Annotated in this window: 13 protein-coding genes and 1 tRNA gene; 9 read left to right on the forward strand and 5 right to left on the reverse strand. The window is 61.9% G+C overall.

The window, feature by feature from the left end:
• Window positions 1-385: 385 nt before the first annotated feature.
• From A5681_RS26415 to A5681_RS08350, 3 genes are all read left to right on the forward strand, one after another.
• Entirely contained in the window at window positions 386-3,160 is a 2,775-nt protein-coding gene (locus tag A5681_RS26415; RefSeq protein ID WP_197498547.1) for a DEAD/DEAH box helicase, read from the forward strand.
• A 316-nt stretch (window positions 3,161-3,476) separates the two neighbouring features.
• Window positions 3,477-6,884 (forward strand): MrcB family domain-containing protein, encoded by a 3,408-nt coding sequence (locus tag A5681_RS08345; protein ID WP_067272032.1) that lies wholly within the window; start codon window positions 3,477-3,479, stop codon window positions 6,882-6,884.
• Window positions 6,856-8,097, forward strand: a complete 1,242-nt coding sequence (locus A5681_RS08350; protein WP_067272036.1) for an McrC family protein — start codon at window positions 6,856-6,858, stop codon at window positions 8,095-8,097. Before A5681_RS08345 ends, A5681_RS08350 begins: the two co-directional genes overlap by 29 nt.
• A gap of 338 nt (window positions 8,098-8,435) precedes the next feature.
• Here A5681_RS08350 and arr read toward each other — a convergent pair whose 3' ends face one another.
• Window positions 8,436-8,858, reverse strand: coding sequence for an NAD(+)--rifampin ADP-ribosyltransferase (gene arr / locus A5681_RS08355; protein ID WP_156737902.1), 423 nt, complete (start codon window positions 8,856-8,858; stop codon window positions 8,436-8,438).
• A 349-nt stretch (window positions 8,859-9,207) separates the two neighbouring features.
• Between arr and A5681_RS08360 the strand changes: the two genes are divergently transcribed.
• The gene (locus tag A5681_RS08360) at window positions 9,208-9,816 is read left to right on the forward strand and encodes an LGFP repeat-containing protein (RefSeq protein WP_067272043.1); all 609 of its coding nucleotides are present in this window, start codon (window positions 9,208-9,210) and stop codon (window positions 9,814-9,816) included.
• A gap of 99 nt (window positions 9,817-9,915) precedes the next feature.
• Here A5681_RS08360 and A5681_RS08365 read toward each other — a convergent pair whose 3' ends face one another.
• Window positions 9,916-10,680, reverse strand: a complete 765-nt coding sequence (locus tag A5681_RS08365) for a hypothetical protein (protein ID WP_067272046.1) — start codon at window positions 10,678-10,680, stop codon at window positions 9,916-9,918.
• Window positions 10,681-10,864: 184 nt separating this feature from the next.
• Here A5681_RS08365 and A5681_RS08370 point away from each other — a divergent pair, with 184 nt between their 5' ends.
• The 3 genes from A5681_RS08370 to A5681_RS08380 all read left to right on the forward strand — a co-directional run bounded on the left by A5681_RS08370 (window position 10,865) and on the right by A5681_RS08380 (window position 13,082).
• Window positions 10,865-11,404 carry a hypothetical protein gene (locus tag A5681_RS08370; protein WP_331710645.1) on the forward strand — a complete coding sequence of 180 codons (540 nt, stop codon included), beginning with the start codon at window positions 10,865-10,867 and terminating at the stop codon, window positions 11,402-11,404.
• A 240-nt stretch (window positions 11,405-11,644) separates the two neighbouring features.
• On the forward strand, window positions 11,645-12,631 hold the full coding sequence (locus A5681_RS08375) for a cytochrome P450 (protein WP_156737903.1): 987 nt from the start codon (window positions 11,645-11,647) through the stop codon (window positions 12,629-12,631).
• Window positions 12,632-12,695: 64 nt separating this feature from the next.
• A complete protein-coding gene (locus A5681_RS08380; protein WP_067272056.1) occupies window positions 12,696-13,082 on the forward strand; it encodes a YchJ family protein in 387 nt (128 codons plus the stop codon).
• Between the two features lie 57 nt (window positions 13,083-13,139).
• Here the strand turns inward: A5681_RS08380 and A5681_RS08385 are convergent.
• Window positions 13,140-13,210, reverse strand: a tRNA-Cys gene (locus tag A5681_RS08385).
• Between the two features lie 113 nt (window positions 13,211-13,323).
• Between A5681_RS08385 and A5681_RS08390 the strand changes: the two genes are divergently transcribed.
• On the forward strand, window positions 13,324-14,220 hold the full coding sequence (locus tag A5681_RS08390; protein ID WP_067272059.1) for a TPM domain-containing protein: 897 nt from the start codon (window positions 13,324-13,326) through the stop codon (window positions 14,218-14,220).
• Between the two features lie 21 nt (window positions 14,221-14,241).
• Here A5681_RS08390 and A5681_RS27630 read toward each other — a convergent pair whose 3' ends face one another.
• Window positions 14,242-14,493 carry a hypothetical protein gene (locus A5681_RS27630; protein ID WP_231996257.1) on the reverse strand — a complete coding sequence of 84 codons (252 nt, stop codon included), beginning with the start codon at window positions 14,491-14,493 and terminating at the stop codon, window positions 14,242-14,244.
• On the opposite strand from A5681_RS27630, the gene A5681_RS27955 reads away from it, so the two are divergent.
• Window positions 14,435-14,557 carry a hypothetical protein gene (locus A5681_RS27955; RefSeq protein WP_269454946.1) on the forward strand — a complete coding sequence of 41 codons (123 nt, stop codon included), beginning with the start codon at window positions 14,435-14,437 and terminating at the stop codon, window positions 14,555-14,557. The genes A5681_RS27630 and A5681_RS27955 overlap by 59 nt on opposite strands.
• A 50-nt stretch (window positions 14,558-14,607) precedes the next feature.
• Here A5681_RS27955 and A5681_RS08395 read toward each other — a convergent pair whose 3' ends face one another.
• Window positions 14,608-15,039 (reverse strand): heme-binding protein, encoded by a 432-nt coding sequence (locus A5681_RS08395; protein ID WP_082968265.1) that lies wholly within the window; start codon window positions 15,037-15,039, stop codon window positions 14,608-14,610.
• Window positions 15,040-15,092: the final 53 nt, after the last annotated feature.

A 15,092-nucleotide genomic window follows, 5' to 3' on the forward strand; every position in this document is an offset into this window, starting at 1 on the left:
AGTGGCCCTAGCTGCGGGCGTTTCTTTCCTAAGCCTAAACGCCGGGGATGCGGCGGCACGGTTACGCCAGTGGAGTCGCGAGATAGCGTCATTCTCGCGCCGACTTGGCACGAACGATCCATCGGCTACGATCTTCGGGCCGACTATTCTTGTAGTTAACGCATGCTACGACTTGCTCCAGTACTTACGACGCGGAATCGTTGCACGTCTGGAACGAGCCCGCGAAGCGTTAGATCGGGCGGTTTCCGATGAGCACGCGGGGCACGATCACATAGCGCGGTGGGTCGCGTCACATCTGAGATCTATAGGCGACGCGGTATCACAGGGAAGTGTCTGGTCGATCCTTCCCGACGGCACTCCCGACGCGGCCAAACAGGCCTTCACAATGACGGCACCCCAAATCCTTACTCTTTGGCCACCTCAGCGCAAGTTATTAGCGCCGGAAGGCAAAGCAGCCGATTTGGCCTCAGCGAAGCGATTGGTCGTCGGTGTGCCCACGAGTGCAGGTAAGACACTTATTGCACAGTTGCTTATGGTTCAGCATCTAGCGACCCAAGGAACTGGCGTTTGCTACGTCGCACCGCAGCGTAGTCTCGGACGTGAGGTTCGCACAGCAGTCGTACGTCGGCTGCGATTGCTGGCCCGCGAAACGGCACGCGTTGGACCGGATCACGGTTTTCCTACCACTGGACCTCTGGCTGAACTTCTAAAACAGTTAGTCGCTTCTCCTGCGGTCCTGGACCGAGAGTCGGCGATCGCCATAATGACGCCGGAGCGTTTAGCGCATTCGCTTCGTGAAAATGCTGATGAAGTCCTTGCATCGTTTGGGATGTTTGTCTTCGACGAAGCTCACCAGATACGGGAGAAGGGTCGCGGCTTCTTGCTCGAGAGCCTTATCTCGTACCTTCACTGGCGAACGATAGATTCGGACCAGCAGATTGTGCTCTTGAGTGCTGCGCTCGGGAACGCGGCGCAGATTCGCTCGTGGATAGATCCGACGGGCGAAGGTGAATTGTTCGAATCGGAGTGGCGAGGGCCGCGCCGATTAACCGCGTTATTCGGTGTCCGAAATGACCCCAATGTGCCGCCTCGAGTGGAAAGCGTACGCGCGAGCGGTGCAATGGCTGATTACGTTAGAAGACTCATCTTTCAGGCGCAGGGAGTGTTCCGTCTGAAACCTACCGGCCAGAATACGATCCTTCTTACGACGCGCGATCCGCTCGGCGAAGTCGCATATAGAGCTACGGCATCCGGCGTGCGCGCGTTTGCGCCTGAGTCGGGCCACAGTACGCCGAAGTATCGGATGCTCGCCCAAATGGTTAGCTTCCTCGGACACGCAGGATCCGTTCTAGTGGTGTGTGATGAACGCAAGGCTGCTCGAAATATGGCCGCGGCGATCGCCGCGACCCTTCCCCCGGATCCGAGTGTTTCACGGCTCGTTCTGGCTTCGCGGTTAAAGTTGGGAGATGACCATCCGTTAGTGTCGGCTCTTGAACGTGGAGTGGCATATCACCACGCGGGTTTACCGTCGGATCTCCTCGAAACCATTGAAGATGCGGTTCGGTCGGGGGAGTTGAACTATCTGGTATCAACGAGCACCCTCACAGATGGAGTGAACCTTCCAGTCCGTACTGTCGTCCTGAATCCGAGTCATTACCCGAACCAGCCGGAAGACCAAAAAATGTCTGGGCCGAGGCTGCTAAACGCAATCGGGCGAGCCGGCCGCGCGGTGCTCGAGACCGAAGGATGGGTTGTCATGGCTGATTACCGCGGCATGAGTTCCACCGGATTAGATAACTTCGAGCCAGATGTGGATGAGCTCGCGGCCAGATCTGTGCTGACTAGAGAAGATGTCCTGGAAGAACTCGAGATCTTCGAGCATGAATTTGCGAGTAGTTACGACGCCGCCATGTCGGCACGAGGTAGTGTAGCTGATTTTCAAGCTTTTATATGGTTTGCCCTCGCTGCCGGAACAATCGAATTGTCTAGTGCAATAAGTGACGGACTAATTCCACTTCTTCATTCGACTCTTGCTTTCTCACAACTTCCCGAGCCGACACAAGCGCGCTTCCTGCGTGTAGCGCAACTTACAGCTCAACAATTCATCGACACCGACGATTCGTCGCGACGTTCCTGGGCGCGCATGGGCACGTCGGTCAATAGTGCAAGACAGCTGGACAAAATCGCGCACGAACTAGCCGCTGAAGTTGTCAGCCGTCAGCATATCGACGATCTGTCGGATCCATACGTCACGCTGGCATTGTTTGAGGCAATGGGAATTTGGACGCAGCTAGCTGACCTTCCCGAAAGTCCTCGAGAGTGGAGATTTCGAGTACGAGACTACTGGAATGCCCCGGAGGTCGACATCGATGTTGGCAACTTTCTCCATGCGTGGATTTCTGGTGTACCGATCCCCGCGATCGCCAATGACATATTTTATACTGTCCAGGATCGTGGATGGCGACTCGAAATGGCGGTCGACACGGTTTCAGATTTCTGCGAGCATTATTTCGCCTGGCTCAGCTCGGTGCTGATCACGCGCGTGAATGAATATCTACTTGAAGCAGGACAACCCCTGGAGCTATGCGTCGAATTAGGTACTTATATGCGTTATGGTGTATCGAGCAATCTGGCGGTCGAATTGATAACAGCTAACGTTCGCTCCCGAGAGCTGGCCAACACTGTCGCGAAGGTCGCTGTCGAAGAGGAAGTGCCCACCGAGCAGGTTCGGGAATGGCTAGGTGGATTAACTTTTGACACCTGGCGCGATAGATTCGCCGCAACACAGCTGGATCTTATTGATCTAATCGAGTACGCAAGACCGCGCTCGAGTAGTCTTCTGCGTGATTTGCTACTGAACGGCACAGCTAGCATCGATATGCCCCAGGTGTCGCAATTCAAAGCCGATCACCACTTCGTCTCGATCGCGCAAGAAGCGTCTGGTACGCCGCCCTACCCACTCGCGCTGTTTGTCGCTGAGCCTGAAGCGGACGGCATAGCGATCGCGCCGACTGGCAGCTTGATCGGCTATCTGCCACCGAAGTATCACGCGGAGGCGGAGTTGGTAATCGAGTCCGGCACCGACGTGCGACTGTCTCTGACTGATTATGTATTGACGTTCGCTCTTGTCCGCGATGACGATGAGCAATCACCGGCGTAAAGCTCGAGATCGCCGACCGGGATTCCGGCGGATCAAACTATGCAGACGCTGGCTTCAATGCGCCCGGGCTTGGCATCGAGGCGCAAGCGTCTGGTCAAGCGCTAGTCCGTTTCATCCGAACGTTGAGCCCATTTTCCGCGCCGCGTGATCGAAAGCATCTGGCCTAATCGCCGGAGTGGCGGCAGGCTGCCCACCACCGAGCCGGCAGCTAGGTCCGCCCACAAGCCGCCGACCGAACAGTGATGTTAAGGCCATCGCGGGCCGGTTCTGACACACGTACGATCTTCGTTGCGAGCCAAGGAGGGGAAGAGAGTCAATGGCGACGTTGGGTTCCTTACTGGCAACCGCTGCGAATCTGACGAAGCCTGATCGCAGTCCACAGGAGCGAAGGGCCCTGCAGGCTGCGCTTAAAGACCTCCGCTCTGCGATTGACGAGCTCGCCCCAGGCCATGCCACGCGGCACAGCGAGGGGCAGACAAACCCGGCTGACATTCCGTGGGTTCTGGCGCTGCCAAAAGGTACTGAGTACAACGACCCGGAAACCGACGCCCGTGTGATCTACCTATTCGCGTCGGACGGCAAGTTCGTAAACCTGTGTCTCGGGGTCAGCACCGCGAAGCTGGGAACCCTTGGCGCGCTTCGCGCAAGGACTGCAGTCCTCCGTGAGTTCTGTCCCGACGCAGCGGACTTGTCGTTGGTCCCCAAGCTGACCAATCAAGATGGAAAAGCAGCCGACTACATTAATGGCACTGCCTTAGCAAAGGTGTACGACCCTGAGCACATGCCGCCAGAAGACGAACTGCGTGGTGACCTCGATCGATTCCTCGGGTTCTCAGATGCCGCATACGCGGCTGGGCTCCGGTTCCACGAAACGATGGAACCAACCCATCTGTTCTATCCGTGGGTCGAAGATCTTTCTGGACCCGGCATTGTCGAGACCCGAAAAGCAATAGCCGATGACAAGGGTGCTGTCTGGTGGGTCACGAACACTGAGGTTGCCCAGCAGAAAGTTGAGCAGCTCCGCCAGCAAATCGCACAGGGAATCGACACGTATGCGTACCTTTACGCCGCCGGCAACTCGTGGCGAACGCGACTTCTAAACTTCACCAGATCAAAGGGGGACGTGGAGGCGGAACCGGAACTGCTCCCACCCGGTGACGCAGCACGCGAGGAGCGCCTGGCTATGAAGCTGGCTGACTTTATTGCGATGCCCACCTCGTGGTCGGGCGAGGGCCTCTTCGCTGCAGGGAACGGCAGACCTGTGCAAGAGATCATCGCGACTCGACCTAGCCGCACCTACGTTCACAGCGGTTTCGTTGCTGACGCCGGCACCACAACGACACCTCGTCTCGCAGCCCCGGTCAAGATCGCCACTCCGCCTCCGCCGGTGCGATTCCGCGCGGCGGACTGCGCACTATTTCAGCGTTACGCCAAAACGGTCGCGTGGCCGACCGAGGTCGAACAAGAGGATCGCGACCATTTCCGCCAGATCAGGTCTTCCCTGGTGGACTTGTTCGGCTGGCTAGCAGCTGAATACGAGGGAACGACCCAGCTCACGAAGTACGCTTCCCTACCCAGTCCAAGTGGGCGTTCACCCACGCACCTTTGGGGTTGTTCTTATCCTGCCGCCGCCGGCCATAAGTCCTTCGGTCTTCAGGTTGCCCTTATCATCCGTGCGGACGGTGCGGAGTTGTGCTTCTGTCTCGGTGCAGGATCGGCGGAAGTATCCGACGCGGCGAAGAGGGAGAGGCTCGTTTCTTCCTTCGCCGAACTCCAGAAACGCCTGCTGGAGGTTCCCGACTCCGTCAGCGATGCCGTGGCAGCTGCGCTTGAATCGGAGTACCGGCTACGCAGGCAGTGGCGGAGCGCACCCGGAGCCTCAGAGTTCAACGGTCTTCGCGACTGGATCAAGTATGCCGCCTCTCCAGAGGCGAGCGGCGCAAGCGTATCGCGATATTTAGGTCCGGATGAGCTTGACGCACTCGGCACCGGCATCGCCGACGAGATGTACTCGCTGCTTAGTGCAGTCCGTCCATTGATCGACTTCGTTTACGGCGATTCTCCGCCGCCGGTTGATCCATTAGAAGCGGCGCTCTCCAAGTTCGAGGAGACCGTCGACGAGGCGTTGCTGGACAAGTACCGACGGGGCTGGGAAGCAGCCAAGGCGGCGTTCGAGGCGACCTTCGGCACGAAAGACAAGCTTAACGAGCTGACGGCCGACGGCTTTTTCGCCTTCCTTAACCAAATCGATAGCCACACGAACGCCGAAACGGGGCTGTTCAGGCTTGGCCCAGGGACTCCGGCACCGAAGCGTGCGAACACTGAGTCCTGGAGGGCGCTCGAGGAGGACCTACCCAAGCTCAGGGAGGCGTTGAAGGCGTTGCTCTTCGGCAGCGGCGGCGTCGCAGCGCGAGTCGACAGCATGCTGGCTTTGCCGCGCCCCCGCCGGTACATCACAGATGACCTGGCCGTTCCCAGCATGCTCATGTGCTTCGTAGATGAGGCGGATCACTGCGGCATGAATCGGATGTATATCAAGGAGGGCCTTCTCAAGCGCATCGGGAAGCTCCCCGCGCTACCGGCCAACGCAACAATTGGCGCACGGTTCGAGTCTTGGGACCGCGTGCTACGGCGATTGCCACAGGAATACGGATGGGATTGGGATTGGGCGAAGACATACCTCTTCTGGTCGAGCGATGTTGTCGCCGAGTTTTTTGGAGAGGGAATCATCGACGGGGGCGAAACCTCCGCCGTGCTTGATGATGCCGCGCTGGTCTCGCTCGCCGGCGAACTTTATCTGAGTGACGATCAGTTTCTGGTTCAGCTGCGCGAGATGCTCTTCGAGAAGGGCCAGGTCGTTCTTTACGGGCCGCCCGGAACCGGCAAGACGTATATCGCGAACCGACTAATGCAGGTCCTCGCCCCCAGCCCGCAACAACGCCGAACCGTGCAGTTCCACCCGAACTACAGCTATGAGGACTTCGTCCGTGGCTACCGGCCGGTGGCGAACGAAAAGAGCGGCCTGACGTACAAGCCCGAGGATGGCCCGCTTACCGAGCTCGCTGCGAAGGCCCGTGATGACAGCGACAACCTGTACGTGCTCCTCATCGACGAGATTAACCGAGGCAACCTCCCACGGATCTTTGGCGAGCTGCTTTACCTACTCGAGTACCGTGACGAATCCGTAGACCTCATGTACCCAGACAAATCGGACGACCGGCGATTCACGCTACCGAGCAATCTCGTTATCCTGGCGACGATGAACACCGCTGATCGCTCCATCGGGGTGATCGACGCGGCCCTTCGCCGACGGTTCCATTTCCTCGAGCTCGCGCCCAACGTAGCACCGCTAGACGGCCTCCTCAGACGATGGCTTCAGGCTAACGAGCCGTCGATGCTGGAGCTCGCCGAGTGGGTGGATTGCCTCAACGAGAAGCTTGCCGCCGACTTCCCGGGCAAGCAGCTCCAGGTCGGCCATAGCTACTTCATGCCCAGGCCACCCGTAGTTGGTCCCGCGGTCCCCGTTGCGCTCGGTGAGGACAGGCTTGAACGCATTTGGCGAACTGACATTGAGCCTTTCCTGCAAGACCAACTCTTCGGCCAGGAACAGAAATTGTCGACTTACACCCTCGCAGCGATCAGGAAGTCCGTTGCCGCGTCCAAACATCCGGGGATTCAACAGGAGAGTCTCGCCAGTGGATCGGCCGACGATCACCCTTCGTGAGTTCGAGAAGAAAGAACTGACGCTCGACGCGCGGCAAGCGCGAGATCTCGCTGCATCAACGGCTGCATCGCTACAGCTCGGTATTACCGCCGAGGGGAACTACCAGCTCAAGGCGGGCAATCAAGTCGGCACGGTTGTCTTGCCATCGCTGAACGTGCTGATCCAGCCGAAGGTGGACATTCCCGACCTCTTCTTCCTTCTCTCTTATGCGCGCAGACTGCGCTGGGCAGCCGAGCACTTCCCGTTCGTCCATACAGAAGATCTCTTCGCATCCCTAGTTCAGTTCTTCGATGCCGAGATGGAGCGCGTGAGGATATTCGGCCTTCCGCGCGACTACGTCGAGGTATCCGAGACTCTTCCCACCATTCGCGGGCGTATTGACATCGCCGAGCAGTTACGCTCCCGGCAACTGCAGCCCTACCCCCTGGAATGCCGCTTCGCTGACTACACCGACGACATCCCGTTGAATCGAATACTGAAAGAGGCGCATGCCGTGGCCCTCGCGATCCCTGGGCTAAGCGCGGAGCTCAGCACACGGATTCGCGACCGACATCGTCGTCTATTTGCAACGGTCGAACCAGACGCTATGGGCGTCGACCTTCGCTGTGATGTCCACTTCACACACCTGACCGCGCACTGGGAGCCGGCGTACTGGCTCGCGACGCTTCTTCTGTCTTTCCGTTCGCTCCGCGACCAGGAGGGACGCACAATCGGACGCGCATTCACGGTCCAAATGGATCGGGTGTTCGAGCGTTTCGTTGAGATCGTGGTGAGGGAGGAGTTGTCGGAGGCGGGATTTGAAGTGCGATCGCAGATGCGAATGCCATTGACCGACCAAGCGAGGGTCGTCGACACGAACGAACCGCTTAACGGTGTCGGCATGCAGCCCGACCTGGTAATCATGAAGAATGGCAGGGCCGTCGCGGTCGCCGACATCAAGTACAAGCGCACCGATGACATCGGCGACTTCCAGCAGCCAGACGTCTACCAGCTATTTGCGTACTGCTCGGCTCTGGGCGTTCCCCGAGGACTTCTTATTTGCGCCGACCAGCAACCGCATACGACACAGCGGGCCACGCTTCCGAGTTTTGGGGGCCACATCGACATCGATGGCGTGGGCATTAACCTGTCTCTGCCGTGGCGAAGGGTACTCGACCAGGCCAAATCGGGAGCGAAAGTGCTTGCGGCGATGGCAAGCAGGGCAGTGCCTTAGCCATCGCTTATTCACCGATAATGACTGCGAAACGCTGGGAGTTAACCGGATCCAATAGGCTGACGATGGCGCGAAAGCGGTTGTCCAACAACGCATAACACGATCGAACCGGAACCGTTCGGATCGGCGGTTTGCTAATCCGTTGGTCGCGGGTTCGAGCCCCGCCCGCCCTACTTAGCGTCTGTATGACCTCGGCTGATCCGTGACACTCCCGGGATGAGGGAGTTGAACGTGGCGGAGCAGAGGTATCAGGCTGGAGACCCACGCTGAACATCGGACACAGCGCACCTCTGGCTCACTTGGGATCCCAGCGAAGGGCTCAGGGTTTGCATGAAATCTCAATTGATGATTTCGCCGCGCTCGCTTGAGAGGAGCTCGGCCAGGCGTTCCCGCCAGGCCTGCAGCTGCTCGGCTGTGAGTCGCGTCCACTCGGCGACCTCACTGACCACGCGGAGCGGGGCCGTGCTGCGGAACGACCGTGTGGGGTTGCCGGGGAACTTCTTGTCGGTCACATTCGGGTCGTCTTCGAATTCTCCCGTCGGCTCAACTTGGTAGACCCTCGGGACGGCTTCGCCCCCGGCGAGTTCTGCGGCGATCTCCGCGGCGAGGCCGGCGCCGTCGACGAGAGCGGTGAAGTAGATGTGGTTCATCACGATCTCGGGGCGGTAATTCGATCGATGACCGGCGGTGAGGAAGTCGCCCACACGCAACTGCGCCGTCGTGCCGTGGAAGAACGGACCTTCGTCAAGCGATTTCGACAAGTGGAATCCTTCGGAAGAACTGCGGGGACGTGCAAGCATGCAGCAACACCCGGGCCTTGCCGCAAGCCCCCCATGGCGCCTTATCCTGGTGGTGGAAGCAATCCAATGAACGTGGCGTCGGCAGCCGCCATAGCGTAGGAGCGTGCTGCTTCAGTGCGAACGCCTTCCGGTTTTCTGCCTATCTCAACCGGCCGCCGGTCAGCCCCGACACGATGGGCACATGAGAACCGGGCGACTGTTGTCGTGTCTCTCGGGGCGGGGGCGTGCGACCCGCAGCCGCGTTGTAAGTTCGTTCGCGGCCATAACCCCCGTGGCGCCTGCGCCACCGAAACGACGCGAGAGGAAGCCGATGCCAACGGTTGCATACCGCCGTGCGGGAGTTGTCGGCTTGGCCGCTGTCGCGCTGGTCGCCGTGAGCTGCACCGGTGGCAAGAGCGTGGGCACCTCGGCGCCCCAGCAGGGCGGGGTGAGTGTTACCTCCACACCCCAGGCGCCGGCGGCGCCCACTGAGGTGAAGCTTGTCGGGGAGCGCGGCGTGCAGGTAACGCTCACCGGACCGATCGCTGCCAAGTACTCGTCGGCCACCCAGGATCAGAAAAACGCTCTCGGTAAGCCGCTGACGGGTGACCACAATGCGGGCACACGGCCGAGCGGCCTGGTATTCCAACAGTTCCAAGGCGGGGTGATCACCGCGAAGAACGGCGACACCGGCACGCCGGCATACATCACGCTGGGCAAGATTCGGGAAGCGTGGAACGTGCCTCGCGATCCGGCGGGCGTGCCCGCGGTCACCGGCACTAACGGCTCGGCGGGGCCGTTGGGCTACCCGACCAGCGACGCAACCGCGGCCGGCGATTCGCTCGTGTCGAGCTTCGAGCACGGCCAAATCGAGTACAACCCCAAGACCGATCAGCTCCAGGTGACGGTAAACGGCAAGGCCGTGCCGTCGGGGCTGTAGCGGTGGACTCGTCGAAGACGGATTCCGCAACGCAAGGCACGCGCTGTTCCGGTCAGAGCACCCGGCGTCGCCGCATGGCCTCGGGCGAGGCCGATGCACTTACCCCTGTTGGTCCTCGACACTCCCTCGCGGGGGTGCATCGGCCAGCGCCGCCACTCCTTTGATGAAGGAATAGACCCCCTGCAAGGGAAAGTGGAACGGTTCATCCGTCGTCTTGCGTAGGACGGCGCAGGCGAGGCTGTCCCGGATGCCCGGATTGGCGGCCACGATCTCGGAGGTGATCTGGCCGGGCACCATCGGCACCATCATGGTCTCGCTCGACAGCGCGGCGAGCAGGATTTCATAGGTGTTCGCGGTCGCCAGGTCGTGGAAAAATCCCGGCTGGACGTTGTAGAACCCGTGGTCGACCCACCCCAGGCAGGGCGTCCAATGGATCATCACGCCGCCGGGCGCGGTGTGATCGTGAATCGCCTTGTAGCAGTTGGCTTGATTGAAGACATGCTCGGTCGTGCCGTTGTTGATGCAGACGTCGAACCTCATCCCCAAATCAAAGGGCAGGTTGAGATCTTGCTGCAGGCGATACTCATTGGGCGGGAGCAGATCGATGGCGTTGTAGCTGCGGTAGTTGAACAACGCTTTGTAGATTCGCTTGGCGTCGGCATAGCCCGCAGACATGCCGTCCGGCGCCGTCTCGGCCAGCAACGCGTCGCGCCGCGGTCCTTCGGGGAGAAGAATCGGGATTGCCTGCGCCGCATCGATCACCGACTCGGCTTCGCCGAATTCCAGGATGCGGCCTTCCTGAGGAAGCAGGCCGCGGCGCGACGCCTCCAGCAGGAAACTCAACTCGACGTTGGTAATTGCCATTACGAAGTCGGACTGGGCAGGTGGCAGCGCATCGTCGTTGATCCTATGGCTCGTCGCCGTTGGCCTGTTTCGGCTAATCATGACACCCGCTCGTCAGGGGCGCCTAGCAAAGACTGCGTTTATGCCACACCCGCCCTTCCACGCCGACCACTCCCGCAGTTCGCGCTATCGTCTGCAGGTGGCCATATCGACTCCGGTGAGCGCAGGGGTCGCGGCATTGCTCGCGATAGCGGCTTGCGCGACGGCACCGCTCGGCGCCGCCGACCCGACACCCCAGCAGTCGCCTTTTCCGACAGGGAAATCCGGCACCACCATCCATGTCACGGAATACAGCGCTGCGACCGCGGACGTCACGCTCAACAACGCGAGCTGGGTCTCGTCGGGCTGCACCGCGAGTGGCGGGGGCTGCAGCGTCATCGAGCTCACCATCGTCGGGAAGTCGGACACGCCGTTCAGCTATGGCGAGGCCTACGTGACCGCCGCGTCTACGCCGTGGCGGCAGGACCCTTACCGGGACGTCGAACGCGGTTCGTTGACCGTCGACTACCAGAAAATCAACAAGACGCCGCCCCTGCGATCGGGCAGTGTCGCCAACGGCCAGACCGCCCACGGATTCATCGCCTACGACGGGGCCGTCAACCAGGGCGACGTCTATATCGAGTTCAATGACCCCAACGCGCCGGCGGCGCCCACCCCATTAGCGGGCTGGAAAGTCCACACCTAGCGAACCGCAGCCCGGCGAAGGTTGCGGCGACGACGGGCCGTCCCGGCGATAGACTTTGGCGTCGGAGTTCCTGGCGGCACCAGTCATGCTTGGCTCGCAGCGACCGCCGAACGTGGAAGTCGGTGGTGCGCGGTGATCGAGTCGGGTGGCGACGCCGCGCTGGAAGTCATGCGTTCGGACGAAGAAGCGGCCAAGGGTTTTCGGGACTGGCTGGCCGCCGCCGAGCGCTCCGGTCAAAGAGTGCTGCGGCAGCCGGACGGCACCTACGTGCTGTGGCGGCGCGACGACGTCCTGGCCGCCATCCGCGACGGCGAGGTTTTCGCCAGCCGGCAGGGTGAGCTCATGCCCGGCAATCGGCCATTCGGTCCATACCGGAAAATCATGGTCGAGCAATTGTTCACGCCCGGCAATTCGCGCGACATGCTCAAGCCGGTGCGCACGATCATCGAAAACTGCGTCGGCGCCGTCGAGACGCAACTAGACCGCTGCGACGGTGCGGGTGTCGCCGAGGTTGTCTGGCGCGCGGCGTTCGTCACGGTCTGCGGGCTGCCGACGCATACCGCGCCCGACGCGGTCAACACAGAGCTGGTGGCAGCGATCCGCCGGCATCCGCAGGGCGGCACCGATGTGATCAGCCTGCTCGCCAACGAGCCGCTGACCGATGAAGAGCTCCTGGGACTGATGGCCTCGGTGGGCCGCGGCTTCATCTTCGTGTCGTTCGCGATCCGGGCCGGACTGGCGGTGCTGGCGCGAAAGCCGATGCTGCAGCGGGAGCTTCGTGAAAACCCCGATCGGCAACGCAGGTTCATCGAGGAGTTGCTGCGCTTGGATGGCGGGGCGAAGACCGTTTCCCGAATCACCAGCCGCAGCGTGACAATCGGTGAAACAACGATCCCGGCCGGGTCGCCCGTCGAGTTGTGCGTCGGATTCGTTCACCGCGACGAAGCTGACGAGATGTCCGGCCATAGCATCAAACTCGATGGACCGCAGCGCAATTGGAGTTTTGGGGGAGGGCCGCACCGGTGTCCGGCCTCGCACCTCGCCCGGGATCTGCTGGGTATGTTCTTTGAAGTGTGGCTCGCCAAGATCCCGTTCTTTTGGTTCGACTGGAACGGCGGCGACGTGCCCAAAGCCTGGTACCCCAAACCCTACAGCCCTGCGCCCAGCGCGATTTTCGATAATTGGTTTCCGGTTCACGTGCCGCTCAGGTGGCGACCGGAGCGGTGAGTTGGGCGGGTGCCGCGGAACGCGCGGACCCCGCGCCGCGGCAACGGTCTGCCAGGATCATCCCATGAACCAACCGTGCCCCTGCGGCAGTGGCGAACGCTATCCAGCGTGTTGCGGACCGCTTCACCACGGTGAGCGACAAGCGCGAACCGCGGAGGAATTGATGCGGTCGCGGTACTCCGCCTTTGCCGTCGGTGACGGCGACTACCTGTTTCGCACGTGGCACCCGCGCACGCGCCCGTCCGACGTGACCGTTGACCCGGGCATCACCTGGATCGGCCTCACGGTCGTCGACACGGTCGCGGGCGGCCCGGACGACGACCATGGGGAGGTGGAATTCACGGCCCGGTTCCAGTCCGCCGGCCGCGGCGACCGCCTGCGCGAACGCAGTCGTTTCGAGCGCCGCGCCGGCCGATGGTTCTACGTCGACGCGGTGGCGGAAGAGGCGTAACCGCAGGCGTGCCTGATCGTGGGCGGCACCCAACCTCGTCGACTGATCTTGTTACAGAGCGAGTGACGGGACTCGAACCCGTGTGTACGGCTTTGCAGGCCGCTGCCTAGCCACTCAGCCACACCCGCACGAACCGCAACCCTGCCAGCGCGGGTGACTGTTGCCCAGCGATTTCCTCGGTCTGATTCTTTCGGCGGCGGCAGCGTCCGCCCTGCCGGGTGGTGGCGGCTAAATTACCCGTATGCGCGGCGTTCGCCTGGTTCATGCTGTCCTGACCATCCTCACCGCGGGGTTGCTGCTGGCGGCTCCTGCCGGCGCGCAACCGCCGTCCAGGCTGACGGACCACGTTACCGACAGCGCCGGCGTGTTGACGGGTTCCGGTCGCGCGGCAGTGAGCTCGGCGATCGACCGGCTCTACCGCGACAGGCACATTCAGCTGTGGGTGGTCTACGTCGACAACTTCTCCAGGTTCAAACCGGAGAACTGGGCCGACAGAACCCGTAGCGCCAGCGGATTGGGCGGCAGCGACGTGCTGCTGGCCGTGGCCACGAACACCAAGCTGTACGCCTTATCGGCGCCGCCGCAGCTGCCCGGCCTCACGGATGCCGAGCTGGACAATCTGCGCAGCAAGCGAATTGAACCTGCGGTGGGCGTCAAGGATTGGAGCGGCGCCGCGGTCGCTGCGGCCGACGGATTGGACCAATCGGCGAGCTCGCCGAAGCCGATCTGGCTGCCAATCGCGATCGGCCTCCTGGTCGTCGTGGTCGTCGTCGTTGTGGTTTTCGCGCTCTACCGGTTACGCCGCCGCCGCGCCGCGCGTCGCGACGGTCAGCCGGGCATCGAGGGGCGCGAAGAATCATCGGGGGATGCGCTGTCGACCGCGGACGCCCGGCTGCGTCAGATCGCCGACTACGTCAGCAGGCATGGCGAGAGCATCGGGGCCGAGGCGCAGACCCGATTCCAAGAGGCCAAGCGGTATCTGGCGGCGGCGCACGCCAAGGAAGCCACCAACGCGGCCGAAGCCGTCGCCTACGCGAACAGGGCATCCACGTTGGCCGCTCAGGCGCAGACGCGGGCGAACGCCGACGTGTTGGCAGCGCACCGCCGTCGGGGTGGCGGCACGGCAGCTAGACGGTGAGGGGTGGCGCCACCGTCCGGTTCAGAAGCACCCGCTCACGTGAACCCGCCGTCCGCCCCCCACGCAAACATTCACCGGCGGCGGTGGAGGTGGAAAATCTTGCGGCAGTGGGGCGTACGCGTCGGGCGGTGGGACGTTGGCGTTGATCGTGTCGGCGACGTTCGTGCACCCACTAACTGAAACACGTCGGCCCACGCTGGCGCACACATCCGCGTTGGCCACACCCGACGGCCGCACCACGGCATACGTCTCGGGGATCGCGGCCAAGGTCAACACTGCCATCCCCGCTACGGTCCAGGACCGTGCCCTGACATTCATCGGGATCTCCTCGTTCTGACCGGCGGCGAATTGGGGGCCGCGAGGTGGTTACGTCGCCGACCCGGTCGCTTAGGGGGTCGCGCCGGCCTGTCCGAGCAGCGGGGTCCACTGGCAACGCTGCCTGATGTCGGCCAGTGGCTGACGGATGTTCTCAAGATCGGCCTGCTCCTGGGGGTTGGCGTTGAAGTACTGCTGCACCTCGTCGCGGATCTGGTCCTTGGGCCGATCCTGCAGGTCGGTGTAGAAGCCGTTCAAGTCCGGATGTGTGAACAGGTAGGTCGAGAGCGATGCGGCCACGCCAGCCGCGACGCCGGCGACGTCCGCCGCGGTGCAGTTGGCGGGGCGCGGCGTCGGGTCGGCCGTGGCGGTTCCCGCGCCAGCGCATACCAGTGCGCCGCTGATCGCGCCCGCGCCGATCACCCCGACCAGTAGCCGACGCGGGATCCACTCCGCGAGGACCGGGACCGCTCTGTTCAAAGTAAGTCGGGCTGCAGTTGGCATGGTGTTAACTCTGGACCCGGACGGAGGTCCTGTGCTCGGGCCGAAAGTCCCTA

It is taken from the genome of Mycobacterium scrofulaceum (assembly GCF_001667885.1).
Taxonomy (GTDB): domain Bacteria; phylum Actinomycetota; class Actinomycetes; order Mycobacteriales; family Mycobacteriaceae; genus Mycobacterium; species Mycobacterium scrofulaceum_C.

Bases quoted from the DNA above. Each gene is read 5' to 3' on its own strand.
- A5681_RS08365 (WP_067272046.1), bottom strand. From the start codon at position 10,680: ATGGCAATTACCAACGTCGAGTTGAGTTTCCTGCTGGAGGCGTCGCGC.
- A5681_RS26415 (WP_197498547.1), top strand. From the start codon at position 386: ATGACGGCACCCCAAATCCTTACTCTTTGGCCACCTCAGCGCAAGTTA.
- A5681_RS08380 (WP_067272056.1), top strand. From the start codon at position 12,696: ATGAACCAACCGTGCCCCTGCGGCAGTGGCGAACGCTATCCAGCGTGT.
- A5681_RS08360 (WP_067272043.1), top strand. From the start codon at position 9,208: ATGCCAACGGTTGCATACCGCCGTGCGGGAGTTGTCGGCTTGGCCGCT.
- A5681_RS08395 (WP_082968265.1), bottom strand. From the start codon at position 15,039: ATGCCAACTGCAGCCCGACTTACTTTGAACAGAGCGGTCCCGGTCCTC.
- A5681_RS08390 (WP_067272059.1), top strand. From the start codon at position 13,324: ATGCGCGGCGTTCGCCTGGTTCATGCTGTCCTGACCATCCTCACCGCG.
- A5681_RS08345 (WP_067272032.1), top strand. From the start codon at position 3,477: ATGGCGACGTTGGGTTCCTTACTGGCAACCGCTGCGAATCTGACGAAG.